Below are 26,783 nucleotides of genomic sequence, written 5' to 3'. Positions count from 1 at the left end.
CCTGTTCTCTCATGGTCTAGCCAGTTTAACAAGTTTACATATGCTAAGAATTTGCAAGCATATTTAAACCTTAACAACCCGAAAACCTCTAATAAAAAAAGCTATCTATGAGAAAACTCATCTATATTATACTGATTTGTTTCGTTGCTTTTGTTCGATCGACGATCGCCCAAACAAAACCTCAACTCGCTGTTCGTCTGAATCCAAGCAATGGCATTGCCTACTTTCGCGTATTCTATCCCGAATTGCAGGTTGATCTAAACGGAAATGGCCAGCTTATCAATACTTGGAATCATGTGGAGGAGGAGACCGTATCTTTCGATTATTATGATCAATTTGATAACAAAGAAAAGATAGGAAAAATGAAATCAATCGGAAATGTTCATATAGATTATTACGACAATTTCGATGACGAAGCCAAAAGGGGAAAAGTAAAACAAATAGGTGATATACAAATCGACTATTATGGCCGCTTTGACGGCATATTTCAGGGCAAAATAAAATCGATCGGCCATCAACCTGTCACCTATTACGATCAATTCAGTGGAAATGAAAAAAAAGGAAAATTAAAATCGATCGGCTTGGTTGAAATTGATTATTACGATCGATTTGATGGTGAACATCGTGCAGGTAAAATAAAGTCAATTAATGGTAATGGACAGGAGAACGTACGTGTTCTCTTCAATTAGCGAATTTTTATGAAGCAGCGCTTTACATCCATAAAAATATGGTTACTACTAAGCGGACTGACCCTTCTTACCCTCAGTTCCTTTGCTCAAGGTGTTATCGTTAATCAAGACGGAACCATTTCCATACAAAATGGATCCACAATTATCAGCTCCAACGGTTCGGTATCAACTGTTCATGGTTCTATCATCGTTAACGCAGACGGTTCACATTCCGTAATTGCAGGTTCATCCGTCATTAACGCCAACGGCACGGTTAGTACCATTGCCTTGCCCCTTGCTTCAGAAAAAGAGGATAATCATCCTTTTTCCGATAGTAAAGATTCCGATGAGCAATATTTTCCGCCTAGACACAACAAAAAAATCAATATTAGCAAATCTCAGAAGCTAAAACAGAATCCTTCTTTAACTATACCTGTAGAATCGTTTAGCCATCCTGTGAGCACAGATCCTTTCCAACTCAACAACGATAAAAATCTTCGACAAAAAAACAAATCCGTTGTGAGTATATCTAATTAGATATACTCACGGCTTTCCTGATATACTCATTGCTTGTCACCTGTTTTAGCATAAAACCGGCTACGTCCGCCCGAGAAATTTTCAAGGACAGTCCTTTTGCTTTGCTATCAAAGCCGATCTTATAACGATCTGTTCGCTCGCCCGCGGTAAAAGCCGAAGGCCGTACAATTGTATAATCTAAATCGCTGCCTACTAAATGCTGCTCTTGTAATTGATGATCTTTGAAAGCCTTTTTAAGAAGCATACCAAACATAACGTATTTCCAAAAAAAATTGAGGTTTCCGGCACTATCCCCAAGGCCAAGAGTCGTTTCACAGATTAATCGCTTTATCCCTTCCTGCTTCATGGCGTCAATTATATTTTTGGTACCGATTGCTCGGATACTCCCTTTATTTCCATCGCCTATTGCGCATAACACGGCTTCCTGGTTTTTAACCGCTTCTTGTATCGCTGTTTTATCTGTTAGGTCTCCCTTGAAAATGTGCAATAGTGGAGATGCCGGCGCTTGCAACTTTTCAGGGCTTCTGGTAAAGGCTGTTACGCGATGGCCTTCTTGAAGGGCCTGCTTTACGATAAGTGTACCTATACTTCCGGTAGATCCGAATACAATTAAATTCATGATAATTCCTTTTTAAATTTAACACAAAATGATATCACGAATTTCTGCGTATCTCTGTCTGAGAAATAGAAAAAAAACGACAAAAGCTAGTCCGTCCGTTGAGAGAAAACTCGTGGGGTTTCGCCGGTAAATGCCTTAAATACGCGAATGAAGTGCGACTGATCGGCAAAGCCATTTTCATAAACAATTTCATTCATCTTTTTAAAATCTTTGAGCGCTAGTTGAGAAAAAGACGCCTGAAATTGAATAATCTTGGCAAATTGCTTTGGTGATAGGCCTGTTTCTTTTATGAAGCGCCTTTCAAGGGTCCTACCATGGATATATAGTGCAGAGGCAATTGCATGAATACTTTCCTGTCCGTTCGTTTGAATAATCCGCTCAATTGCTTGTTTAATCTTTAAGTCAAGCTTTTGCTTTTTTTGTGCTAACAATGAAGATAGAAGCTGCGTAATGGCTTCTATTTTTTCGTCCACTGTGCGATAAGCTAACAATCTATCGTTAAACGAGGCGATATCTATTTCACGAAAAGACGTTAAATCATAGCAGCCATCATTAATGGATTGCGGGTCGACATTAAAGAAACTTTTGAAAACAAAGGGATAAAGCCGAAATATAATAAGCAAGTATGGCCCGGTTAGCTGCATTTCAATCGGTTGGATTGTCTGTCCATACAAAAAAGATAGGGGCATCAATTTCCCATGTGGCTTAATAAGTAAGCCCTCTTTTGTCTGTTGAAAAAGGAGCCCCGGATAACCATCGGCAAAGAAGGGTAAGTTGACTTGCCCATTGACGGTATCTTCTTTATATATCCAGATATCTTTTACAAATAAGGATATACATTCAGGTGCTCGCAGTTTTTGATGATCCATAACCTAAGCGAATATAGGAAAGAAATGCTAAATCATATGCTGCGTGTGGAAGAGGCTAATTGCTCTGTCAGTTGTTGCAGGTGTCGCAAGGTATGATACGTATTAAAACCCAACCATTCCAACCGTGTAAATGGGCCGTATTGAGGGATAGCAAAATCTGTGCACAAGCGTGATACATCTTCTTGCTGCCATACTTCGCGATGTTGTTCGACGCGCTGTTGAAGACCGTGCATCAGTTTTTTCTTTACGATCCGATCAGCGGACGGCATCACTTCCTGCGGTGCTTGATACTGCTTCTCGAAATTCAGAAGAACACTCTTTATCAGTGGTAGGTTTAAATCAATTGGTCTGTTCGCCTCTATGGTCGTCCCTTTCATCGTATAGATCGAAGCATAAGATTTGTACAAATGCAGACCCAATTGACCCGGTGTCCATTTTCCGATAACCAAGCATCGATTCATCTGTTGCTCCGTCATTGAGTCGAATAACTCTAGCATTTCTGCCATAACTTGTTCAAAAAGATTCTCAAGTTCCTGATGTTTGCTTTTCATGATAATTTTCAATACTGACCAATACAAACTTACGAAAGTTTATACCGTCAAACGGGGAAGGATTACGACAAATGCGACGTAAAATGCGACGAATGAAAAGTACGCATTAATGCGTACTTTTCGTTTTATATTATTTAGCCGGCTTCTCCAATACCTGCTTTTCTTGCTTTAGTTGCTTTTCCAGATCGGCATAGGCGACTTCCTGTACATCGATCCCTTTATCAATAGCTAAAGATGCGGCCAAGGATGCGCTTTGACCAAGAATCATAAATACGGGTTCCATGCGTATACTCCCGAAGGCGATGTGTGAACTTGATACACAAACCGGCACCAATAAATTGCTACATTCTTCTTTTTTGGGCGTAAGAGCCCCATACGCAATCTGATAGGGTCCTTTTTTTGGAGATACACCAATATCCCCTTCATTTTGAACAAAACCATCCGGTTTCACATACCGTTGTACATTATGCGAATCTAAGGCATAGGACCCCATACCTACCGGATCTTTTATTTCGCGCTCACTAAAGGTATCATGCTCTGTCATCACATAGGTACCGATCATCCTTCGTGCTTCCCGTACATAAATCTGATGTGGCCAGCCTCCATTGTCTTTAAATTCATCTTTGGCTAGCCCCCACTGTGCCATTTCTTGACGTACATCTTCCGGTACGCGCGAGTCGTTTGCCAAGAAATACATAAGACCCTGTTGATAATCGGTATGCTCCTTGATAATCTCTTTACGCCGTTCATAACTAGCATCCGGATAATCGTAATTCATACCAATAAAATCGGTACTGAAAGGACCATGATTATTGGTATCGGTTTTCCGGTTCGGTATGGGATCATATTTTTGGAATGTTTCTCGCCAGCCGGCAGCATAAACCCGTGCTAATAACTCGTAATTATCCGCATTATAATTGGCCGGTTTAGGGAAAGGAACACGGTTATCCGGGTGATTACTCAAACACATACGGAAGCAATAGGCTTGTACTTTGTTATCACCTTCACCATATTTACCGGGATCGGCGTTCGATACACCAAAGAGCAAGCCGCTTGTTGAATCGCCTGGAACTTTATAGGGACTGATGTTCGACTTGAAGTAATGTCCATGATGTAGCATGCCTGTTTGTACGCCATTCCATTTTTCGCCATATTGGCTGTTGGCTTCGCGCCCCACGTGGTAGCTTACCCCTGCAGCAGCCATTAAATCTCCTTCATAGGTTGCATCAATAAACATTTTACCACGAAAGGTCTTGCCAGCAAGTGTTGTAATGGACACTATTTTGCCGTCTTCCATCGCTACCCCTTTCTCACGATCAAGCCATTCGTCCCTACGCACGTCCAAATCGAATTCCTTTACGTAGTTTTCGAAAATTTGTTCGGCTACATGTGGTTCAAAAATCCACATGGTGCGGGCATTACCGTCAATTGCCGGAGTTCCCTGACCTTTATTACCGTATTCCGCTTGCTTTTGCCAGCGCCATGTAGCACTGTCCTGATAAGCCATATAAACACGATGATAAAAATCTCGGGCTAAGCCTCCAATAACCGACTTATCTCCTGTGTCGGTAAAACCTAGGCCGCCAGAAGACAGGCCACCTAAGTGCGTATCGGGAGAAACAACGATAACCGACTTACCCGATTTCTTTGCTTGCACCGCAGCAGTAATGGCGGCAGAAGTGCCGCCGTAAATAATAATATCTGCTTCCTCATAATATTGCTTTTTAGAACTGCAACCAATTATTGCTAATAGCAGATAAATCTTGAATAGTGTCTTTTTCATAATAGGGTGTCTATATATTTTAAAATTAAGTTTTCCTCTTAATAACCGGGATTCTGTTCGCTTTCCATTGCTTTGTTGTATAATATCTCCGAATTTGGAAGTGGCCATAGCATCACTTTATCCGCAACGGTAATCCCTTTAACTTCCAAGATACGCTGTTTCGCTATACCAAGCCTCACCAAGTCCAGCCAACGTTTCCCTTCATACATGGTTTCGTATCCCCTTTCTTCAATCACTTTATCCAAAAAAGAATCGAGATTAAAATCCTGAATCTTAAAGTCTATCGCCGATGCAACCGTTGATGGATAACCATAAGCACGTCTATGTATTTTGTTTAGACTTTCTATGGCGGCATCGGTAGGAGCACCTTTCGCTCGAGCCTCCGCTTCCGCATGAAATAATAATAAATCTGCGTAACGGTACCAAGGGTAGTCATTCGCGGCACCTGCCGTTGCATCGGGGTCCCTAAATTTTCTAAACAAGCATGTTGTTGGTCCTAGACCGACATCCACATTGTATAAGATGTGTTCTTTTCTCAGATCAGCATGATCCCAATTTTTTATGAAAGGGTTTTTCAACGAATCTGTATATTGGGCATAAACTCCTCCGGGCCCGTAGTAATTGTATTCTGAAGTTTTGCGGTGGGCATAGCTGACCAGCCCGAAACCTTGCTGTCTATTAAATTTCAAATAAAAGATCTCTTCCGGTGTATTCACCACATCAGGACCGAATATCTTTTGAAAATCATCGGGCGTGGAAACTTCAACCAAAGCAAATCTTTCCGAAGAAATCACCTCTTCCGATTTAGCCGCGGCCTGCTCCCATTTTTGCTGATATAGATAAATTTCTGTCAACAAGGTCTTCGCTGCCCATAGAGTTGGCCTTCCAAGGTCTTGAACTGTTGGTGGTAACCCGGCCTCTGCATCCGTTGCATCTTGCAGTATTAAATTGAACACTTCTTCCACCGATGATCGGGGAACATCCGAGATATCAATATTAGCTTCCGTTCGAATGGGTAATCCTCCGAAGCAGCGAACTAATGAAAAATACATCATTGCGCGAAGGTATTTCGCTTCAGCAATATAAAGCGTTTTTTCTTCATCGCTTACTTCAGTAGCTAATGGCACCTTCGAAATAACAATATTAGCATTTCGAATGGAACGATATAGTTTGTCCCACACAACAGATACTCGATTGATATTCGTGTTATCTAATCCTTGATAGGTACTGACCACTGCTTGCGAACCTCTTGAGTATCCATAATCAGGTAATCCCTCCAGCTGAGCGGGATAATTCAATCCAAAAGCATCCCCTTCCCGCATAGGCCGGTAAATTGCATTGACAGCCGCTTTTACTTCGGCCGTTGTATTATAAAAATTGTCTTCTGCTTGTGATTTGGGTTTCTCCGTCAAGGCATCCGAGCAAGCCGAAAAAACAAACAACCCTACAAGTCCTATTATTAAATTCTTCATGTTGATCTCTTTAATTAAATGACATCTATTAAAAACTTGCCCTGATACCAAACGTCACTGTCTTGGCAGTTGGATAAACATAGTGGTCTATACCCTGCTCGATCGAATTAGTTCCACCATAGGAATTCACCTCCGGATCATACCAAGAGTAATTGGTTATTGTGAATAAATTCTGCGCGCTTATATATACCTGTCCGCTCGACAACCAATTTAATTGCCATTTATCCGTTGGTAGATTGTATGCAAGTTGAATATTCTTCACACGAAAAAAGGAGCCATCTTCCACAAAACGATCGGATACCTGTGCCTGTGAATTGGTTTTGATAATGGGATATTTTGCATTGGTATTTGTTGGAGTCCAATGGTCGGTATATACTTCTCGCAACATATTGAGGGCTTGCCCATAATCATATCCCTGTCCTTGCGCACTCAGATTATAAATATCATTGCCTTGGCTTCCTTGCAAAAAAATGGAGAGATCAAAACCCTTATAAGACATAGAAGAGGTAAAACCGTAAGTAAAGTCTGGGTTGGGATCGCCGATAATTTGTTTATCTCCCTGATCTCTGCTTCCATTTCCGTTGAAGTCTTTATAGACTATATAACCGTTCGCATCATAGCCTTCCTCGACATAGCCATAAAAGGACCCTAGTGGATAGCCCTCCCGCAAAATATTGATATTGTCGATCGATGCAGCTCCGATTGCCGCGCCCAAGATATCGTTCCCGCCATATAGTTCCATTACTTTATTTCGATTAAAGGATATGTTTCCACTTAACTGCCAATTAAAATCTCCTTTAAAAACATCACCTGTTACATTAAGATCAATCCCCCTGTTTCGAATTTTGCCTACATTCTGAACAGTGTACTTGTACCCTTGTGACGCCGGTAAGGTGACGTTATTCAACAAATCGCGTGTGTTCTTCACATAAAAATCAGCGGTTAAGCTCAAGCGATTGTCAAGTAAGCCTAAGTCGATCCCCACATCGGTTTGGGATGTTGTCTCCCATTTCAAAGGTCCGGCCAAGCGGTCGCTTGGTGAATACGCCGGAACCAAAGCATCACCAAATACTACTTGGCTAGAAACCAACTGGTTTAACGTAAAATAGGGATCGATAGCTGTATTCCCGGTTTCGCCGTAGCCTACTCGGACTTTTAAATCCGAAATGGCTGGAATACGCTTAATAAACCCTTCCTCAGAAAGACGCCACGCAAGCGCCGCCGAAGGAAAGTAACCCCATTTTTGCCCTTCACTATAACGGGAAGAACCATCTGTTCGAAAACTAATTGTCGCTAAAAAGCGATTGTCAAATGAGTAATTTACACGCGCCAGATAAGAAATTAAACTCCATTTCGTATAAGAGGAGCTAGGTACACTCTGCGTGGCCGCCGCACCGATGTCATACGTTTCCTGATTATCACTGATAAACCCGGTACCTGAAGCAGTAAAAGTAGTCGCAACATAGTTTTGATACGTGAACCCCGCCAAAGCATTGAGATTGTGTTTACCAAAATCCTTTCGATAATTCACTGTATTTTCGCTTAGTATACTGGTATTTTGAGGGGTCTCAATCCATGCTTGGCCGGTAGAATTAACAAATCGCGTGGTTCGGTATCTATCTTTACGATCACTACTATTTTCAATCCCACCTAATGTTTTAAACACTAAACCCTTTATAGGCTCATAGCTTAGCGATAGATTGGCAAGTACATTATCCGACTTTATTTTATCCGACTCCTCATGTAAAAAATTTAATGGATTCACCATAACGTTCGATCCCCAGGTATAGGCTTCTGTTAGATTTGAATAACTTCCATCTGCATTATACAAAGGCATCGTCGGATAGCCCGATAGCGCTGCTGAAATTAGTGTAGAACCACGGTTTCCTTTCTCCGATTCCTTTCTGTTTTCATCAAAGCGACTCAAAATACCGCTAAAATCGAATTTAAGTTTATCACTGATATCGGAGTTTAAGTTGACACGCAAGGAGTTCCGCATATAATCGCTCCCCTCAATAATTCCGTTCTGCTTGAAGTTTCCTCCAGAAATAGAATATCTTGTTTTATCATTTCCGCCACTGATGGTAACCGTATTGCTAATAATTGGTGCACTGCGGAATACCACATCTTGCCAATCTGTCCCTTCGCCAAATGAAGCAATTTCTTCCGCTGTGAAATGAGGTGCCAAGCCATCATTAGCAGCCTGTTCATTATAAAAATTCGCATATTCTGTTGCATTCATTAGGTCAAGCTTTTTACGTAAAGATTGGATACCGATATACCCGTCGTAATCCACTTTAATCTTGCCGGACTTTCCTGTTTTAGTAGTAATCAAAACAACGCCATTTGCACCTCGAGAGCCGTATATAGCCGTTGCTGATGCGTCTTTTAAAATCTCAACCGATTCAATATCCGCATTGTTCAATAGTAAAGGGGAACCGGAGTACGGAAACCCATCCACCACATAGAGCGGTTCATTACTGCCTTTTATAGAGTTTGTACCTCGAATACGAACACTAACAGGACTTCCAGGCGAGCCTGTGTTTTGTGAAACATAAACGCCCGATGCTCTACCCGCGAGTGATTGAATCATATTGGGAGCCGGTACTTGACTTATTTCTTCGGCCTTTATGGAAGCGACTGCTCCTGTAAGATCGCGCTTTCGCTGTGTACCATACCCCACTACCACAACCTCATCCAAATCACTTATCGATTTTTTCATCATGATATTAATTGTTGTTAAACCATCAATTGGCTTCTCAACGGTTTCATAACCTAAGGCGGTAAAAACAAGGATACTCCCCTCTTTACTTAAATTAATCTGATAGTTCCCCTGTACGTCCGTAGAACTGGCTAGAGAAGTTCCTTTCAATAAAACTGTAACCCGTTCAATGGGCTTTCCTTGCTCATCCGTCACGCGTCCTCTCACGCTTTTCGGTTGTATATCTGCAAAATTAATGTCTCCATTTCCGGTCTGATGCTGACTCTGCTTAATCACAATCGTGCCATCTTTGAATGTCCATTCCAATGCCAACGGCTTTAATAAATCGGCCATCGCTTTATTGAGCGGCACATTTTTAAAATCTGCTTCTACTTTTTTTTCTGCCAAATCTTTTCCATTAAGAAAAAAGGGGTGGCCACTTTGCTTCTGAATAACACGCATTACGTGCGACAAGGGAATGTTCTTTGCCTTTAAGGTAATTGTTTGAGCAAAACCGCTTGCAACTACTTGCATCACAGATAGAAGTGTAATGAAAACTGTTAGTTTCATAATCAGTAGCCATCGATAAGCTAAAGGCCAAAACGAGCCTTTAACACATGCGTAAAAAATCATATGTTTGTACTGTTTGAATGATGTAATATAATCGGTTAGATCCTTTTGCTTCCTTAAAGGAAGCGATATTGCGCATCCAAATCTACCGGGTGGTGTCACTAGCACTATCCGGTTTATTCAAAATGCGACGGGCTCATTGGTCTTAAGTTTGATACGCTATCATCACATTTTTTGTTTAATGGTTAATAATTTGGTTTACTTGTTTGTGCCATAATCTAGCACCACTTACGCTTTTCTCAATACACAATAAGTTTATTTGTCCCGGTTGTTTTATCAATTTTAAACTTCACACCACCCTCCTCTAAAATTGCCAATACTGCGGATAGGCTCTTTTTTCTACTGATTTCACCATAGAAATAAGTATCAGGGACGTCTCCTTTATATACGATTTCGACGTCATACCATCGACTTAGTTGATTCATTGCATCGGTAATTTTCGTCTCATCAAAATAAAAAACTCCTTTTTTCCAAGCGATATAGGGCGCGACATCAACTTTAAGTACAGAAGTCTTTCCGTTATGTACGGTACTCTGCTCCCCTGGCTTTAAAAGGGTAGTCAAAGCACTCGCTGCATTTTCTTCTGAAGAAATAGCTACCACACTAACTGCTCCTTCCACCAAGGTGGTTTTCACCGCTTCTTCCTTGTTATAGGCTGAAATATTAAATTGTGTGCCCAGAACTTTTGTTATCTGGTGTTCATTTTTCACTATAAAAGGTCGGTATTTATCGGGTTGGATTTCAAAATAGGCTTCCCCCTTTAACTCTACCGTTCTATTTTCTTGGGTAAAATCTGTCGGATATTTTAAGGTACTGGCCGCATTGAGCCAAACATACGATCGGTCGGGTAACACAATCTTATATTGTCCCCCCTTAGGTGTTTCTATCGTATTATAAACTATTTCTGCCTTTTTATCCCCTCGTCTTCCTTGCTTAACAGGATCCGCTACCACTTCATAAATGAGTTGGCCATCAGCTGTTTTTGTGATCTTCATACCGTTCTCTTCTGCTATCGCACCATCTGTGCCCGCATCCAAGTTAATTTTACGCCCGTCTGCGAGCGTTAATATGGCTTTATTCCTCCCTGGATTAATATCATTTTTGTTGGTCAACAAACTTTGTTTAAAGCCTACCGATTCACTTACATACACAAAAGTGCCAATGCTAAACATTAAAAGAAGGATAGCAGCAACCGCAATCCAAGAAATAAAACGGCGTTTTGGATACCGCTTTTCTGTATGCCCGGCACCCATATGAGATACTAATTGGTTCAAGAGCCTATTCTTGATCACCTCTTCCGCATCATAGTTCGCCGATATTTCTGCTAATTTATCATTATGACTGTTATACCACGCTTCAAAGTCTGCCTTTTCTGAATCTGTCAATAGTCCTCTTTCCCATTTATAGGCCAATTCTTTAATATATGCGTTGGTAAATTTTGCCGCCATTATATACCGTCTTTATTTTATAGTATCAATTCTGGTCTACCAACCTTAGTCTAAAGAGAACTTTTTTTATTCTTGCCCGAAAGCAGCAAGATAGCTTTATAAAAGTTGGTGTAGAGACGTAATAACAACGCTTATTAAAAAGGTTGGATATTGTTTTCCCAGATCGCTCCGAAGGGTTTTGGTAGCTTTTGTTAGATGTGCCTGTACTGTTTTCTCTGAAAGGTTTAGTTTTTCTGCTATTTCTTTGTAGCTCATGCCTTGCTCGCTGCTCATTCGATATATCAACCGGCATTTTTCAGGTAGTTGTTTAACCGCTGTTTCCAAGGTCTCCACTAGTTCCTTTTCAAGGATATACTCATCTACGGAAGACACATCGTAGCCGTATAATTCATATGCTTTCAACTCCACCGTATTTTGTAAGCCTTTTTGGTACTCTTTCGCCAGTATGCGTATAGCTCTATATTTTACTGCTACGGCCAAATAGGTGGCAAGTGTATGTTTTAAGCTGAGATTGTTCCGGCGCTCCCAAACAGATATTAAAACATCCAATACGCACTCTTCTGCTTGCTCCGGAACCGCTAAGCGATTCAATGCAACGCTAAATAGCTTTTTCCAGTAACGCTCAAAGATTTCGCGCATAGCGGCCTGATCGTCTTGCCTTAACAACTCGATCAATTCAGCGTCAGACATTTGCGTATGCATGATCATTATGTTTTAGATTGATACCACAAAAGTTTATGATATTTAAACGGGTCACTCACGGTATAATTGGTTTTATGCTTCGTTAAAATACTTATGCCGAAAATAGAAATTTTTTCCGTCTCTATCTAATTCTTGAACCTCTCCTTTATACTTGCCTGCTAGTTATTCACAACTTAATAGCATATTGCGGCAGAGGAGATCTAGATAGGGGAAGGGGAAGTCAATGGAATTTAATCTTGGAGACTCTCTTTTATAAGAAGGCAAGGTCTGCAGAGCCATCCATGGCCCTTTAACGGTTCCGTATTAATGAAAATAATTTTCTGTGACTACGCTTATCGCTATTTTATGCAGTAACTAGCTCTTTTATACGTTATCTTTGATAATGTTAAAAGAGCTAGATTATCGAAAACACCGTTTGACGTCCAACCGTTAGTTTTGTAACCTGCTTTTTATTAATCATTGGTCCAAAACGACTTAAAATATTCGGTTTAATAAATGAGATCGAAACACGCTGCCCACTTAGTTTATTTACCAAACTATCTAAACTCACATCTTTAATGTTCGCTTTGCTAATAAAGAACATGCCTGTCTTGTCTTCTAATTCGATAATATAGTCACCCATTCGTCCTTTATTTATTTTGGTGACTACCGATTCTATCTGCACTGTTTGTGTCCGTCGGTCATCAACCGGTTTCAACAAAACATAGAGGATCGCGATAAAGCTCAATGCAATAAGTGTAGTAATTAAACGCCTCATAATTTGCTATTTAATAGTGATACTATTGGTTCATAGCAAGATACGTTTTTTATATGAATATTTGATCTTTTTCTATTCCTCTTTTTCCTTACGACGATCCGATGTCGATTGATCTTCTGCAACTCCGGCTTTCCAATAGGAATATGCATATAACTCTTCTCGCTGCCATTGTTTATCGGAACGAAGATAATTTCTGATAGCTTTCACCGTTGTATATTCTGCCGCTACATAGGCAAAGCGTCGCTGTTCCGGCAAATTTATATGCTGAATCAATTCGGCCAACAAGCTTCCTTTTTGGGGATGATCGTTATGTAGCCAAATCAATTCTAGGTCTGCTTTACTTGTCAAACTTTGTTCGTCATCCTTATCATGTACTTCTAATATACACGTAGCTTTTGTATTTGGAGGTAGTTGTTCTAAAATTGCCGCTAAAACCGGTATTCCTGTGGCATCCCCAACGAGCACGTAATTATCAGTTAATGGAAAAAGTTCTGTCTTTCCATCCCGCATCAAAACACCAAGCACATCTCCTTCTTTAGCGCTGATGGCCCAGGCAGATGCAGGTCCTTCTTCCCCATGTGCCACAAAGTCTATCCATATTTCCTTTGCTTGTAAGTTTATACCCCGGTGCGTATACGTGCGTACAACTGGTCGCACATCTTCTTGAGGATGTATCCATTCGCCCTTTTCATAATCAAAGGTTGGAAAGTAGATCTTTTTAACACCTTTAGGAGGTATCAAAATTTTATTATTGACACCTATTGTTGTATTGGCAAATTGCTCAATGTCTTCGCCTGTTAAAAAAACCCGAATATAGTGTGGTGTAATCCATTGCTTTCTCTTTACACGCAATTCAGTCTGAATTGTCTTTGCTTTCATTTCTTCTCTCTCCTCATGTACTTAGTCTATCCGTGCATTCGTCAGATAACTTGCACAAGACAACCTATTAAGAATAAATCTATGTTTTCCACAAAAGTATTTTTTCTAAGAACTAAATAGTAACGTTATACGGAGAAAAAACAACCCACTCGGGAATATATATACTTATTGACATAAACGAGACTTTTCTCCACTACGAGATACGATAACGAATACAAGCCTATAAGGAAAAAATTCACTAAGTTTAACGAAATTTAGATTCGTTATCCCTTTTATACGCTAACAAACAACTGTAATAATGCAGATAAAAGCATACAAAGTACAAAATAAAGAAATCGCTGAGATCGTCTCGGATGAAATTATTTTGAAAACCAAAGATGACGCACTCGATTTAATGGGGAGTTTATACTATCAGGGATTTGAAAAAATTATACTTCATGAGAAAGATATAAGTCCTTCCTTCTTCGATCTAAAGAGTGGTTTTGCCGGAGAGGTTCTACAAAAGTTTTCCAATTATCGTATGCAACTTGCCATTGTGGGAGATTTTGAAAAATATACCAGTAAAGCGCTAAGAGACTTTATATATGAGTGTAATAAGGGAAAATTAGTCAATTTTGTTAGCTCTGTCTCTTTCGCCATCGATTAACATCCGCATCAATATCAGCTTTCTTCATTGGTTTCGAATCAAGGCCCTCGTTTGCTTGATCTCCATTCCATTGTATCCCTACGGAAGTAAGGTTGAACGGAAATGAATGATTTTGAATCGATTTTGATTCTTTAAATGGTTTATCGTATTCGTTATTTGCGTAAAACCATTATATCTAATCAAAAGTCATGAAGAAAACATCGCACTTTATCTTATCAATTATTTATGTTTTTCTTGCTACTTCTTTGCCGGCACAACAAAAATCTAATGGGTTGAAAGTAAAGGATGGCATTATTACCGTTCCACTGGAAAAGTCTTATTGGCAAAACGATTCAAACCGGGTATCCTACAAAAAAACACAAGATGTGCAAACAATGCATATCCATCCGAAAGCAGGGTTGACTCGGCTAAAGGACTTTGAATTTGCTACCGGGACAATTGAATTTGACTGGCAGCCAATAGATACCATGTTCTCGTCTTTTTACTTCAGATTTCAGAGCAACGAAGCATCTGAATGTGTGTACCTTCGCACACCAAGAGCAGGTAATCCGTTGGCAATGGATGCCCTGCAATATGCTCCTTTTCTAAAAGGTGTCAATCTATGGGATATGTTGGCACATTACCAAGCACCTGCTAATTTCTCGAAAAGAAAGTGGAATCACATTAAATTGGTTATTTCGGAAAAGCAGATGCAAATATACCTGAATGATCAAACCAAACCGGTCCTTTGGGTCCCTCAACTGGAAGGAGATGTTTCGCGTGGAACGCTGGCGTTTGACGGAGAATCGATTATTGCTAACTTAAAGGTTAAACCCGGTTCGATTGAAGGACTTGCAAATACACCAGGGATCGATCCAACTGCTAATGATCCGCGTTATATTCGCCATTGGCAACTTATTGAACCGATCGATTTTCCATATGGCCGGGAACCAAAGAGTGATGATTTTCCAAAATCGGACAACAAGTGGATATCAATTAACACTGAACGTCGAGGACTCGTAAACTTAACAAGGCTTTATGGCGTAAATCCCAACAGGCGCCTCATTTGGTTAAAAACGAAAATTACGTCGGACAACGATCAACAGAAATGGATGGATTTCGGATTCAGTGATGAAGTATGGGTACTGATCAATGGTCGTTATATTTATGTAGACAAGAATTATTACGCTCACCCCATTATGAAAGCTCCTTTTGGCAGATGTTCGATAGAAAACAGTGCTATTAATTTACCTTTACAAAAAGGAGATAACGAAATACTTATTGGGGTAGCCAATAGTTTTTATGGCTGGGGTATCATCGCTCGCCTTCGCGATTTAAATGGAATCACTTCTTTAGGAGAAAATACGTTATAAATAACCTAAGTCAATTTGCGATCGGTTTGCTTTCGTATCGATCGCAAATTGTGAAAATGATATGTAATGTTATCCGGTAAAATCTTTTACATTAGCATACAACATATCGATTTCTTACATGGTTATAGCTCCGATGGATTCTGTTGATTTAGCACCGGTAACATCTTTACAACAAGATGGTTGGTCTGATATACGAGTCGCCTTTTCTCGTTATATAGAGGAACCTTTTTCATATCCGATAAAGGTTGACATGGACAACCAATTGGCGGGCGTTGGCGCTACTATTATTCACGGTGACGTCGCCTGGCTGGGTCATATTATTGTGAGCCCTGAATACCGAGGTAAAGGTTTGGGTAAACTGATTACCGAAACATTAGTCAATATTGCCAAAGAATATAATTGCCAAACCATTTATTTGTTGGCCACAGCGCTTGGTGCACCGGTATATGAAAAAGTTGGTTTTGTAACGGAAACGGAATACATGATTTTTACCGATATTAATTTTCCACAGGAAACGCTTGAAACGAGCCATATTCAACCTTATAAAGAAGATTTCAGGCAGGGAATTTCGAAACTTGATCAAGAAACATCTGCCGAAAACCGCTTATTTTATTTAGAAAAATTTCTCAAAGATGCGCTTGTTTACTTAGAGGAAAATGAAATTGAAGGATACTATATACCAACTTTAGAAAACGGACCTATTATAGCCAAAACCGAAAGGGCTGGATTAGCACTTACCAAATTACATTTAAGAAACCATCATCAATTAATCTTTCCAAAAGAAAATAGGTGTTTACTCCATTTTTTATCCACCTACGGATATGTGGCAAATTCTTCCTGTAAAAGAATGCGTTTTGGAGAACTAAAACCAACGAAAATGGCGTTTATCTATAATCGCATTGCGGGGTACCTGGGTTAAACCATTTTCCTTTCCCTCTCCCTCTCTTGTCCAAAGCGCCTTGTTAAAAACTGTTAATTAATTGTAAATCAGCTGATAAATTCTTTATATCGCAATAAAGAACGACTATGCGTTTTACATTTACGATCATTTTTGTTTTTTGCTTCACTGTTCTATATGCCCGGAACAATCCTACGATAATATTAGACAGTGTCGAAAAATCGGTAACTATAGATAGCACCAAGTCCAATAGAATAATTCTATTGGATGAAATCAATATTACGGCTAAGAAAGACTATTCAATGGATTCCATATATTTTCGAAAACAATATGCATCCGTTTTCAATGCCAACAAGCCTTCTTGGAAAGATCTATTCTCATCCAAAAACTACTTCGATAATACGCCATTACCCTACAACAGAGCAGCCAGCAGTACAGCGTCTATTGTCAGTATAAATTTGCTTTCATTAGTGAATCTTGTCGGAAAGAACAAAAGCCCTATAACCAAGCTTCAAAAGATTCTCTTACAAGAAGAGCGAGAAAAATACTTAGATCACGTTTTTTCGTCGGAAAAAGTGCAAAAAATAACAGGACTTCAGGGCGATTCACTTTTTCTTTTCATTCAACGTTATCGACCTAATAAAGAAGAATTAACTAAAATGTCTGAATATGATATACTTACCCACATTAAAGAGTCTTTTAAGGATTACCGGGCGCCTCGCAAATAATAAAAAGTTTCATAAGTCTATTCTCTCGTATGTACTAGCCTGCATAGGTTGTCTAACTGCCTGTCAACAAAATAGCGAAAGGAAACCGGAAAGCAAATCCGGTTTTAATTTATATTCAAATGAAGTAAAAGACACGTTTTCCATCTATATTCAAAAGCCTTTGGAATATGAAGAAAAGGCTAAATCAACATATCCATTAGTTGTCGTAACCGATGCCAATTTTTATTTTCCTATGCTGGCTCCTATTGTCCACCAATTTGAACAGACAGGCCTAATGAAACCCATCATTCTAGTTGGAGTTGGTTATGATTCGTTGGAGAAAATGGATTCCCTGCGGGTACGCGATTTCCTATATCCGCATTCCATTGCTTCTGACGAAATGCAAGCTGAAGGAGGAGCCAGGAGATTCCAAGCCTTTCTTGCGAACGAATTATTGCCGGGATTAGCAGATTCTCTAAGACTAAATACTGATAAAGTGCTATTAGGCCATTCCTTTGGTGGTTACTTCTCCTTATTAACTTACTTTGAACAGGTGCGAAGTGGAGCAAGCAATTTTAATAAGTTTGTTTCGGCGAGTCCAACTATTTGGTACAATGATTTCTATTTAAACCGCCTGACGGACAGTTTGAAAAATAACGGAAAGCAGGACAGCACAGCTATCTATTTAAGCGTAGGTGGGTTAGAGGATTCTGTTTGGTATGTCAAACCAGCCGAAGTGATGGCAGAAAAACTAAATTCAAATGCTGTAAAAAACCTCGATTGCACCTCAATAACCTATCGAGAAATGGATCATATGGATGTCGGTCTTTTCTCATTTATACATGCACTTAAAAACTGGTATAAACAGGATTAATAAATGTTTATTGATAATGTGATCTACAATGAAAAGACATCAATCTTCCTCATCTTCTAAATGGTTATCTTCTTCCCATTGCTTGGTAATTTCTTCAGTTGATACTTGATTGATATTCTTTAGGGTTTCATATTTTTCCTCAATCAGCTGAATAATTGGTAATACATGTTGAATGTTTTGATCATTTAGGTGGTCAAAGTCGCTATGCTTAAACTCAAACTTTTCTCCTTCTGTAAATATTTCTTCTACTTCGTGAAGCTCACCGCTTACAGCCAGTTGCCGGAGACTTTGATTTAACCCTTTGTAGGCTTCTTCCAAATGATAAATTGCCCGTAATAAATTCTTTCTATATTCCTTGATATAACGTTTACTCATAGGTTATTGATAACGTGTTTTATTCAAAATAACCGTTATCTAATTTTATGCCAAATCAGTACACAGAAGTTCTATGTCCAAAAACGTGAAAAAAGGATGGCAAATAGGCTGAGTTCCTAGAATGGTATCCGATCATCTAGAGAATATTTCAATTTTTAAAGAATAATACTTATCTTTCCTACTACGGCATTTTAATAGGTAAAAGTATATTTCCTAAGTTTGACTGCAAATGCAACTCTTGCCCTCAGCATCCTTAAAAAGCTTGGTAAAGCATTATCTTTTTCTTGAAGCAAAAGGTAACTATTTACATCATCTTCGTTTGTTTCCCGATGGGAATCCGGGTATTGTTTTGTGCGAAGAAGGAAAGCTATTTATCAACAATCATCCAACTTATCAACATGATCTTCCGGCAAGCTTCCTTTACGGAAAAGTTGAGAAATTTGAAGATCTTATCTGTCACGGTTCCTTAAAACTCACCATAATTGTATTACAACCTTATGTAACCTATCGATTTTTAGACAACTCGCTGGATAAAACTATCCTCGATTTGACTGATATTTTAGGAAACACAGCTTCAGGCTTATTATCAACAATGAAGGCCACTGCCGGTATCTATGAAAAAATTGAAGTGCTTGAGCCTTTTCTCATGAAGTCGTTTTTTGACATACTGTATGCCATCCCGCCGGTTGTACCTGCAACTATTTCACATGTGATTAAAAAAAGAGGCTTATTGAGTGTTGATGAAATGGTAAAATTTTCAGGATATGAAAAACGCCAATTAGAACGGATTTTTAATCACACAACAGGGATGACACCCAAACGTTTTGCCAATTTAATCAAACTACATTTCTTTTTAAGCGATATCAGAAAAACATCAACAAAAACCAAGCTAAGCCAAGTAGCCTATGGGGCCGGTTATTATGATCAGTCTCACCTGATTCGCGAATTTAAGAAGATCACGGGATTGACACCTTCGTCTTATTTTAAAACACGTAATAAACTTGCTGTTAATTTCTTACAACTGTAATGAGATGTCGATTCTGTACAATTTTATTTCGTATAGCAGTACTACCTTTGTAAAAAAGAAACATGAACAATATAACCATTGCTACTGCACAATTTGAGCATAGAAGTGCTGATAAAGAATATAATTTGTCTGTGATAGATCGTTTATCCAAAGAAGCCTCTATGAAAGGTGCAAAGGCCATTACTTTTCACGAGTGTTCAATTACAGGGTATACCTTTGCAAGAAATTTATCTTTAGCGGAAATGCTTGAATTAGCAGAACCGATCCCAGATGGCTATTCCATACAAAAATTAACCGAAATAGCTTCTCGAAATAATATAAGCATATTAGCAGGCTTATTTGAAAAAGACAGTGAAGATAACTTGTTTAAAGCTTATGTATGCGTTGATAAAAATGGCCTCGTTGCTAAGTACAGGAAACTACACCCATTTATCAACCCACATTTAAAACCAGGAAATGAATATTGTATATTCGAGTTGGACGGTTGGAAATGTGGTATATTAATCTGTTATGATAATAATATCATAGAAAACGTGCGGGCAACTCGTTTATTGGGCGCCCAAATTATTTTCATGCCGCACGTAACCATGTGTACGCCCTCACCACGTCCGGGAGCGGGTTTTGTTGATCCCAAGCTATGGAAAAATAGAAAAGAAGATCCAACCAGTTTAAGAATAGAATTCAATGGTATGAAAGGACGTGAATGGCTGATGAAATGGCTTCCTGCCAGAGCCTATGACAACGGTGTATACTGCGTTTTCTCAAACGCCATTGGCATGGATGATGACCAACTTAAAAATGGTTGCTCCATGATCCTAGATCCATTCGGCGATATACTTAATGAATGTCGTACAATGGATGATGAAATGGTTACAGCCGTTTTAACGCCTCAGAAATTACAAGATGCCGGTGGCAACCGTTATATCGCAGCTCGCAAACCTACTTTGTACGGTTCCATTTTAAGTTTGGATAATAAAAGTACGCAACAGGTTTCCTGGCTGGAAAGGAAAGATTAATCGACTCGATTCTTTGTCGGAATCGTCGGATTGGTTACGCACTACTGCCCTATACACTACGCTGTAACCATCCTTGAAGAGGAGTCATGGACGAATATTATTTGTTTCCCAAGTATATATCAAAAGAAAGAGGAACCAAAATTCAAACAAGCTTGATCTGATTCCTCTTTCTTTTGATAAGGGCCCTGGGCCTAACACTTATCTGTCGGGATGGCCGGATTTGAACCGACGACCTCCAGCACCCCATGCTGGCGCGATACCGGGCTACGCTACATCCCGAATTTTAGGATGACAAACTTATAGAAAAAATCTGTAAATCACAATTTTTTACCAAGCACATATTATTCGCTGAATATTGCTTTATCAAATACCGTTATTTATTCTGATTACTCCTGCGAACGTTAGCCCATTAATCATAAGAAATAAATGACAAAAATTGTATAAAAAAGAAATTGAAATATGTCAGATATTATGTTTTGCCGTAAATCTATCGTATTTTTATCGTAAATTCATCGTAAAATATACGATGGATTTACGACATTTTATTGATCAATTTACGATGTATTTGAATATTATTCTATAATCTATATAATTTCTGTCTTTCTTTTACTTCATATTAGTTAGATCGCTAGGCATAAGGCTTTAGGCAGTAAGCTCTAGGCAAACTATTTAACGACTCCACTTTTTATAAGGCTTTAGGCAATAAGCTCTAGGCAGATTGTTTAACGACTCAGCTTTTTACGCTTTAACTTACTTATAAGTATTAAACATTGTACATTTGAAAGAAAAAAATAGAGATGCCAAGTGCTACCGTAAACTTCTTTACTGAAGAAATTAAATACACTATAAAAAACAAACTGCTATTAAAACAATGGATAAAGGATGCTATTGCTAATGAAGGTTTAAAACCCGGTGAAATAAGCTTCATCTTTTGCTCGGACGAATATTTGCATAAGATAAATGTGGAGTATCTTAATCACGATACCTATACCGATATTATAACCTTTGATAATAGCGATGACGAAAACGTAATCGCAGGTGATATATTCATCAGTATTGATAGAATCAAGGAAAACGCAAAAAGCTTTTTAGTAAAAGAAATCGATGAGCTGCATCGCGTTATTATTCATGGTATTTTACACCTATGTGGCTATTTAGATAAGAAACCTGTTGATAAAAAGCGAATGACAGAAAAAGAAAATGAATATCTATCTAAACGGTCATTTGTATAAAAACAAAAGGGATTCATTTATTTATGAATCCCTTTGTCCTGCATTGTATGTCTATTTTTTTAATCTCTGGAGCGAAATAAGATGCTTGCATAATATACCAGCGTTGCCAGTGAAGATAGAGCAGCTACCACATAAGTCATGGCAGCCCACCAAAGGGCATTTTTCGCACCATCATGTTCCTCTCTGCTTGCCATTATTCCTTTGTTTGTTTCCAGCCAAGCTAAAGCCCTATTGGAAGCATCAAACTCCACAGGCAGGGTTACGAAACTGAATAAGGTAACCAATGCTAAAGCAGCAACACCTACCGCTAGTACAATAATATTACCTGCAAAAAAAACTAACATAACACCAATCATCAAAGTCCAGGATGTTAGCGTAGAAGCTACATTGACTACCGGCACCATTGCTGAACGAAATTGTAACCATGCATATGCCTTTGCATGCTGCACGGCATGACCACATTCGTGCGCAGCCACAGCGGCCGCGGCAACACTTCGTCCACTATATACTTCGGGACTCAAATTCACTGTTTTATCCGCCGGATTATAATGATCGGTTAATCGTCCTTCCACCGAAACTACCTTAACATCATAAATATTATTGTCATGTAACATCTTCTCCGCAATATCCTTACCTGACATGCCACTGCTTAATGGCGTTTCGGAATGTTCTTTAAACTTACTCTTGAATCGCCATTGAACAATAAAACTAACGATTGCAATACCTATTAATAACAAATACTCTGTTCCCATTTTTTTATCAACTATATATTACTTCCCTCAAACTGCATACCGACATTTACTTTTTCAGGCCTTCTACCTAAGATATGCATTTTTCTCCTAAATTTACGACAAAAAGATTAAAATAGCATTAAAAAAGCTGACCTTACCTGACATTATATCAAGAAGATAAGTAAAAAACTGACAATTTATCCGAGGTCGGTTGATAAATAAACCCGCACTAAAAGGACACATTGGAAAGAGCGCTAAATACCGAGGCTACCTGAATCAATTTTTCTGTCTAAATTTGTACAAAACAATTAACAATGGAAAATCTGCTGATCGTTATTCTACTCATAGTCTTACTTTTCTTTTTATATAAACTGACGCAACGAACCAATCAATCGGGTAATGATAATATACCCGGCTTCCAGGGAGAACGCGACGATCTCCTTGTAAAAATTGCGAAAGCAGAACAGAAAGCGGAGAACTACCGCTTGGAAAATGAACGCTTGTTGAATGAGGTTAAAACCGAGCGTGAAAAAGCTGCAGCAGCCGAGCGAACCATTGAAAGCTTAAATGCCTATTTTGAATCGCAACAAGAAAAATTGAATGAACAGAAATTAGAAATAGCAACCATGAAAAGCCAGTTCAATAAGGAGTTCGAATTGATTGCTAATAAAATTCTGGAAGAAAAAACACTTCGATTTACGGAAACAAATCACAAGACCATCAACCAACTTTTAGATCCTTTAAAACAGAATATCAAAAGCTTCGAAGAGAAAGTCGATAAGACTTATAGCCATGAAGCTGCGGAGCGAAACTCCCTTAAAGGGGTCGTTATGCAATTAATGGAGCAAAGCCAGCTAATTAAGGATGAGGCTGTTAATTTAACAAGAGCCCTAAAAGGCGATCAGAAGAAACAGGGGAATTGGGGAGAAGTGGTTCTAGAACGAGTATTAGAACGATCGGGTCTTACCAGAGATAGCGAATATCGTTTACAGGCTAGTTATCAAACTGAAGACGGTAAACGTCTGCAACCCGATGTGATCATTGATCTACCGGAAGAAAAACACCTCGTAATTGATGCAAAAGTTTCACTGGTTGCCTACGAGAGATGGGTAAATGCAGCGGATAATGATGATGAACGCGAATTGTTTGCTAAACAACATATACAATCTATCAAAAATCATGTTACGGAGCTTTCCCGCAAAAATTATCAGGATTTATACAAAATCACGTCACCCGATTTTGTTTTGCTATTTATGCCCATTGAATCTGCTTTCAGTATGTCAATTACGATTGATAGCGAACTATTTAGCGATGCATGGGATAAACGTGTCGTAATTGTAAGCCCGTCAACGCTACTAGCCACCCTTCGAACCATAGCCAGTATTTGGAAACAAGAGCGACAAACACGTAATGTCATGGAAATAGCAAGAGAAGCCGGCGCACTCTATGATAAATTCGTTGGTTTTACCGAAGACATGGATAAGATTGACAAACAGATAACCATATTAGCAAGGACACATGAAGATGCCCGCAAGAAACTAGAAACCGGTAAAGGTAACGTCATATCTAAAGTAGAAAAGCTAAAAAAACTGGGCGCAAAAGCAAGCAAACAAATAGATATAAGTTTATTTGATGAGGAGGAACTCACTGAAGACTAGCCGGTTTCACGTGAAACCGGCTAGTCTTCAGTGAGTAAGGAAGCAAGTTAACCGGTGAAGAATTTGCAGTTTACCGATTATAATTTATTTACCGGTTAACCGCTACCTGTTAACTAATTAAATGCGTTCCATCCCTGCGCAGTAATTGGGTATAGATTTCCGCTTTTTGATATTAAATTACATCCAGCGTTCTCTTCCATTATATACCCAATTACGCTGATATCCAGATCACCTTTTATCTTTTCATAATCGCTCTGCTTAATGGTAAATAGCAGCTCGTAATCCTCCCCTCCACTAAGTGCGCAGACCGTAGGATCCAATCCGAACTCGCGCGCTGTGTCATAGGTCATTTGATCAATAGGGATTTTTTCTTCGTATAATCTGCAGCCTTTTGATGATTGTTTACATAGGTGCAAAACTTCGGAGGCTAATCCGTCAGATACGTCAATCATCGACGTTGGCTTAATTTGAAGTTCCTTAAGCAATTGAACGACATCACGTCGCGCTTCCGGCTTTAATTGCCTTTCTACAATATAATCCTTTCCTTCCAGATCGGGCTGAATGTTTGGATTCTCTAAAAATATTTGCTTCTCCCGTTCTAATAACTGAAGACCGACATAAGCCCCTCCCAAATCGCCGGACACACAAATCAAATCACCTTCCTCTGCCCCATTTCTATAGGTTACAGCGGAAGAATCAGCATAACCTATACTCGTCACGCTAATAACTAATCCCTGCTTGGAAGCGGATGTATCTCCTCCTACCAAGTCCACATTGTACTTCTTACATGCTAGAATAGCTCCTGCGTATAACTCCTCAACTGCTTCTAAAGGAAACTTGCTCGATAAGCCGATAGAAAAGGTTATTTGAGTGGCAATGCCATTCATCGCGTAAATATCACTTAAGTTTACTTGTACAGCTTTATATCCCAAATGCTTAAGCGGAACATATCTTAAGTCAAAATGTACACCTTCCAATAATAAATCGGTTGAAATAAGTGTCTGTTTTCCTCCATGCTGAATAACCGCGGCGTCGTCTCCTATGCCTTTTACGGTTGATTCTTCCTTTATTTCAATTGATTTATTAATCAGGTCAATGAGGCCAAACTCGCCTAGTTTATCTAAACCGGTATTCTCTTTGTTATCAAACATGTAGAATTAATATAGTATGTATTTCTAATTTAGAGTCCGAATTGTGCAGATATATCCAACATACGCTCAATTGGCTTCCTTGCTCTGTTTATCACGTCCAGTGGCAAATCTATTTCCGGTAATTCAAACCTCATAGCGTTATAAAGCTTTTCTAAGGTGTTCAGCTTCATATGCGGACAATCGTTGCATGCACATGCATTATTAGGAGGAGCGGGTATAAAGGTCTTCTGTGGATTAGCTTTCTGCATTTGATGAATAATACCCGATTCCGTCGCAACAATGTAGGTACTAGCTGGGTCTTTTATGGTATAGTTTAATAAACCGGTGGTCGACCCTATATAATCAGCCTGCCTTAAAATGTGTTCCTCACACTCGGGGTGTGCAATAAATTTCGCGTCAGGAAACTGCAATCGCAAACGATCAATTTTCTCTTGCGAAAATATTTCGTGTACCATACATGCACCGTTCCAAAGAACAAGGTCTCGGCCGGTTTTCTTTTTTACATAGTCGCCTAAGTTTTTGTCAGGTCCGAAAATAATCTTTTGATCTTTCGGCAGGCTTTCAACGATTTGTACCGCATTGGATGATGTACACACAATATCGCTAAGTGCTTTCAACTCGGCTGTGCAGTTGACATAGGTAATGACAAGGTGATCGGGGTATTGCTCTTTAAACTTCGCAAACAAATGGGGTGGACAACTATCTGATAAGCTGCAGCCTGCCTTAAGATCCGGTAGCAACACTTTCTTTGTGGGTGATAGAATTTTAGCTGTTTCAGCCATAAAATGAACACCGGCGAAAACGATTATAGCAGCATCTGTTTTTGCAGCCTCTTGAGAAAGCCCCAAGCTATCCCCAATATAATCTGCGATATCTTGAATTTCAGCATCCTGATAATAATGTGCTAAAATAACTGCGTTCTTTTCCTTTTTAAGCTTGTTGATCTCTTGAACTAAATCCAGTCGAGGGTCAATTGCTTCATCGATATAGCCTTTAGCAGTCAGTTGTTCAGTATAGTTTTCCATTTTCTTAGCCTAAGCATAGTTCACTTATACAAATGTACGCAAAGAAAATGAAATCGGATTTTGTGGCTTTTCCACTGTTCAATAAAAACAATAATTCTTTTTATATAAAATCTTCTTATCGTTTATTAGTGTGTTAGTAATGTTAGAAAATGGGATATCTTTTTTCTTGTTTTATTTGATGTTCTATTTTTATCAACAAGTTTTTAACATTATTAATAAGTTAATGATTTGATTTACAAGCGCTATTTATTTTACAGTTTTTTCTTTCCATATTTTTTTGTCAGTTTTTTATGACGGAATTTTGGTTAGGAACTAGCGGTTCATCGGATGGATAAATAATCTAAAAGTTTTGGTAAATGTGAATATGATGGCTTCTTAACAAGTTATTCTTTTTATTCCACTGACTTTTTACAAAAAAATCCACATATTTAACATGTTTTTCCACCGTTTTGACGGAAGATATCAATAAATAATT

General features: G+C 39.0%; 25 protein-coding genes and 1 tRNA gene. 11 read left to right on the top strand and 15 right to left on the bottom strand.

Annotation, left to right across the window (positions count from 1 at the left end; all coding sequences use genetic code 11):
• Window positions 1-107 precede the first annotated feature (107 nt).
• On the top strand, window positions 108-689 hold the full coding sequence (locus M1D52_RS00130; RefSeq protein WP_437394117.1) for a hypothetical protein: 582 nt from the start codon (window positions 108-110) through the stop codon (window positions 687-689).
• 9 nt (window positions 690-698) lie between these two features.
• Window positions 699-1,205 carry a hypothetical protein gene (locus M1D52_RS00125; RefSeq protein WP_013664565.1) on the top strand — a complete coding sequence of 169 codons (507 nt, stop codon included), beginning with the start codon at window positions 699-701 and terminating at the stop codon, window positions 1,203-1,205.
• Here M1D52_RS00125 and M1D52_RS00120 read toward each other — a convergent pair.
• From M1D52_RS00120 to M1D52_RS00075, 10 genes are all read right to left on the bottom strand, one after another.
• Window positions 1,198-1,824 (bottom strand): NAD(P)-dependent oxidoreductase, encoded by a 627-nt coding sequence (locus M1D52_RS00120; protein WP_130854655.1) that lies wholly within the window; start codon window positions 1,822-1,824, stop codon window positions 1,198-1,200. The genes M1D52_RS00125 and M1D52_RS00120 overlap by 8 nt on opposite strands.
• Window positions 1,825-1,910: 86 nt before the next feature.
• Entirely contained in the window at window positions 1,911-2,693 is a 783-nt protein-coding gene (locus M1D52_RS00115) for a helix-turn-helix domain-containing protein (RefSeq protein WP_437394118.1), read from the bottom strand.
• Window positions 2,694-2,725: 32 nt separating this feature from the next.
• Complete coding sequence (locus M1D52_RS00110) at window positions 2,726-3,244, bottom strand: DinB family protein (RefSeq protein WP_437361334.1); 519 nt, start codon at window positions 3,242-3,244, stop codon at window positions 2,726-2,728.
• 130 nt (window positions 3,245-3,374) lie between these two features.
• Window positions 3,375-5,027, bottom strand: coding sequence for an FAD-dependent oxidoreductase (locus M1D52_RS00105; protein ID WP_437394119.1), 1,653 nt, complete (start codon window positions 5,025-5,027; stop codon window positions 3,375-3,377).
• 38 nt (window positions 5,028-5,065) lie between these two features.
• Window positions 5,066-6,499 carry a RagB/SusD family nutrient uptake outer membrane protein gene (locus M1D52_RS00100; protein WP_437394120.1) on the bottom strand — a complete coding sequence of 478 codons (1,434 nt, stop codon included), beginning with the start codon at window positions 6,497-6,499 and terminating at the stop codon, window positions 5,066-5,068.
• A gap of 28 nt (window positions 6,500-6,527) precedes the next feature.
• Window positions 6,528-9,770, bottom strand: coding sequence for a SusC/RagA family TonB-linked outer membrane protein (locus M1D52_RS00095; RefSeq protein ID WP_437394121.1), 3,243 nt, complete (start codon window positions 9,768-9,770; stop codon window positions 6,528-6,530).
• 299 nt (window positions 9,771-10,069) lie between these two features.
• Entirely contained in the window at window positions 10,070-11,278 is a 1,209-nt protein-coding gene (locus M1D52_RS00090; RefSeq protein WP_437394122.1) for a FecR family protein, read from the bottom strand.
• Window positions 11,279-11,374: 96 nt separating this feature from the next.
• Complete coding sequence (locus M1D52_RS00085; RefSeq protein WP_437394123.1) at window positions 11,375-11,980, bottom strand: RNA polymerase sigma-70 factor; 606 nt, start codon at window positions 11,978-11,980, stop codon at window positions 11,375-11,377.
• A 394-nt stretch (window positions 11,981-12,374) separates the two neighbouring features.
• Window positions 12,375-12,737, bottom strand: coding sequence for a hypothetical protein (locus M1D52_RS00080; protein ID WP_437394124.1), 363 nt, complete (start codon window positions 12,735-12,737; stop codon window positions 12,375-12,377).
• A 72-nt stretch (window positions 12,738-12,809) separates the two neighbouring features.
• The gene (locus tag M1D52_RS00075; RefSeq protein WP_437394125.1) at window positions 12,810-13,616 is read right to left on the bottom strand and encodes a siderophore-interacting protein; all 807 of its coding nucleotides are present in this window, start codon (window positions 13,614-13,616) and stop codon (window positions 12,810-12,812) included.
• Between the two features lie 298 nt (window positions 13,617-13,914).
• Here M1D52_RS00075 and M1D52_RS00070 point away from each other — a divergent pair, with 298 nt between their 5' ends.
• The 5 genes from M1D52_RS00070 (at window position 13,915) to M1D52_RS00050 (ending at window position 18,093) form a co-directional block, all read left to right on the top strand.
• A complete protein-coding gene (locus M1D52_RS00070) occupies window positions 13,915-14,262 on the top strand; it encodes a DUF4180 domain-containing protein (protein WP_289554196.1) in 348 nt (115 codons plus the stop codon).
• Between the two features lie 188 nt (window positions 14,263-14,450).
• Window positions 14,451-15,614: a hypothetical protein gene (locus M1D52_RS00065; protein ID WP_437394126.1), complete on the top strand. Its 1,164-nt coding sequence runs from the start codon at window positions 14,451-14,453 to the stop codon at window positions 15,612-15,614.
• A gap of 118 nt (window positions 15,615-15,732) precedes the next feature.
• The gene (locus M1D52_RS00060) at window positions 15,733-16,533 is read left to right on the top strand and encodes a GNAT family N-acetyltransferase (protein ID WP_130854646.1); all 801 of its coding nucleotides are present in this window, start codon (window positions 15,733-15,735) and stop codon (window positions 16,531-16,533) included.
• Window positions 16,534-16,640: 107 nt separating this feature from the next.
• A complete protein-coding gene (locus M1D52_RS00055; protein ID WP_437394127.1) occupies window positions 16,641-17,240 on the top strand; it encodes a hypothetical protein in 600 nt (199 codons plus the stop codon).
• Window positions 17,182-18,093 carry an alpha/beta hydrolase gene (locus M1D52_RS00050; RefSeq protein ID WP_437394128.1) on the top strand — a complete coding sequence of 304 codons (912 nt, stop codon included), beginning with the start codon at window positions 17,182-17,184 and terminating at the stop codon, window positions 18,091-18,093. Before M1D52_RS00055 ends, M1D52_RS00050 begins: the two co-directional genes overlap by 59 nt.
• Window positions 18,094-18,132: 39 nt before the next feature.
• Here M1D52_RS00050 and M1D52_RS00045 read toward each other — a convergent pair whose 3' ends face one another.
• A complete protein-coding gene (locus M1D52_RS00045; RefSeq protein WP_437394129.1) occupies window positions 18,133-18,468 on the bottom strand; it encodes a hypothetical protein in 336 nt (111 codons plus the stop codon).
• Between the two features lie 229 nt (window positions 18,469-18,697).
• Between M1D52_RS00045 and M1D52_RS00040 the strand changes: the two genes are divergently transcribed.
• Together M1D52_RS00040 and M1D52_RS00035 are read left to right on the top strand one after the other, a co-directional pair.
• Window positions 18,698-19,495, top strand: coding sequence for a helix-turn-helix domain-containing protein (locus M1D52_RS00040; protein ID WP_289554201.1), 798 nt, complete (start codon window positions 18,698-18,700; stop codon window positions 19,493-19,495).
• A gap of 62 nt (window positions 19,496-19,557) precedes the next feature.
• Window positions 19,558-20,511 carry a nitrilase family protein gene (locus tag M1D52_RS00035; protein ID WP_289554202.1) on the top strand — a complete coding sequence of 318 codons (954 nt, stop codon included), beginning with the start codon at window positions 19,558-19,560 and terminating at the stop codon, window positions 20,509-20,511.
• Between the two features lie 205 nt (window positions 20,512-20,716).
• Here the strand turns inward: M1D52_RS00035 and M1D52_RS00030 are convergent.
• Window positions 20,717-20,790, bottom strand: a tRNA-Pro gene (locus M1D52_RS00030).
• 518 nt (window positions 20,791-21,308) lie between these two features.
• Between M1D52_RS00030 and ybeY the strand changes: the two genes are divergently transcribed.
• Window positions 21,309-21,743, top strand: a complete 435-nt coding sequence (gene ybeY, locus M1D52_RS00025) for an rRNA maturation RNase YbeY (protein WP_130854634.1) — start codon at window positions 21,309-21,311, stop codon at window positions 21,741-21,743.
• 59 nt (window positions 21,744-21,802) lie between these two features.
• On the opposite strand, the gene M1D52_RS00020 is transcribed toward ybeY, so the two are convergent.
• Entirely contained in the window at window positions 21,803-22,495 is a 693-nt protein-coding gene (locus tag M1D52_RS00020; protein ID WP_013664584.1) for a zinc metallopeptidase, read from the bottom strand.
• 293 nt (window positions 22,496-22,788) lie between these two features.
• On the opposite strand from M1D52_RS00020, the gene M1D52_RS00015 reads away from it, so the two are divergent.
• A complete protein-coding gene (locus M1D52_RS00015) occupies window positions 22,789-24,132 on the top strand; it encodes a DNA recombination protein RmuC (RefSeq protein WP_437394130.1) in 1,344 nt (447 codons plus the stop codon).
• A 113-nt stretch (window positions 24,133-24,245) separates the two neighbouring features.
• Here the strand turns inward: M1D52_RS00015 and thiL are convergent, their stop codons facing one another.
• Together thiL and nadA are read right to left on the bottom strand one after the other, a co-directional pair.
• Complete coding sequence (thiL, locus tag M1D52_RS00010) at window positions 24,246-25,283, bottom strand: thiamine-phosphate kinase (RefSeq protein WP_013664586.1); 1,038 nt, start codon at window positions 25,281-25,283, stop codon at window positions 24,246-24,248.
• 29 nt (window positions 25,284-25,312) lie between these two features.
• A complete protein-coding gene (nadA, locus tag M1D52_RS00005; RefSeq protein ID WP_013664587.1) occupies window positions 25,313-26,308 on the bottom strand; it encodes a quinolinate synthase NadA in 996 nt (331 codons plus the stop codon).
• Window positions 26,309-26,783: the final 475 nt, after the last annotated feature.

The sequence above is a fragment of the Olivibacter sp. SA151 genome (assembly GCF_054130995.1).
This window is presented reverse-complemented; position numbering and strand designations above follow the sequence as displayed.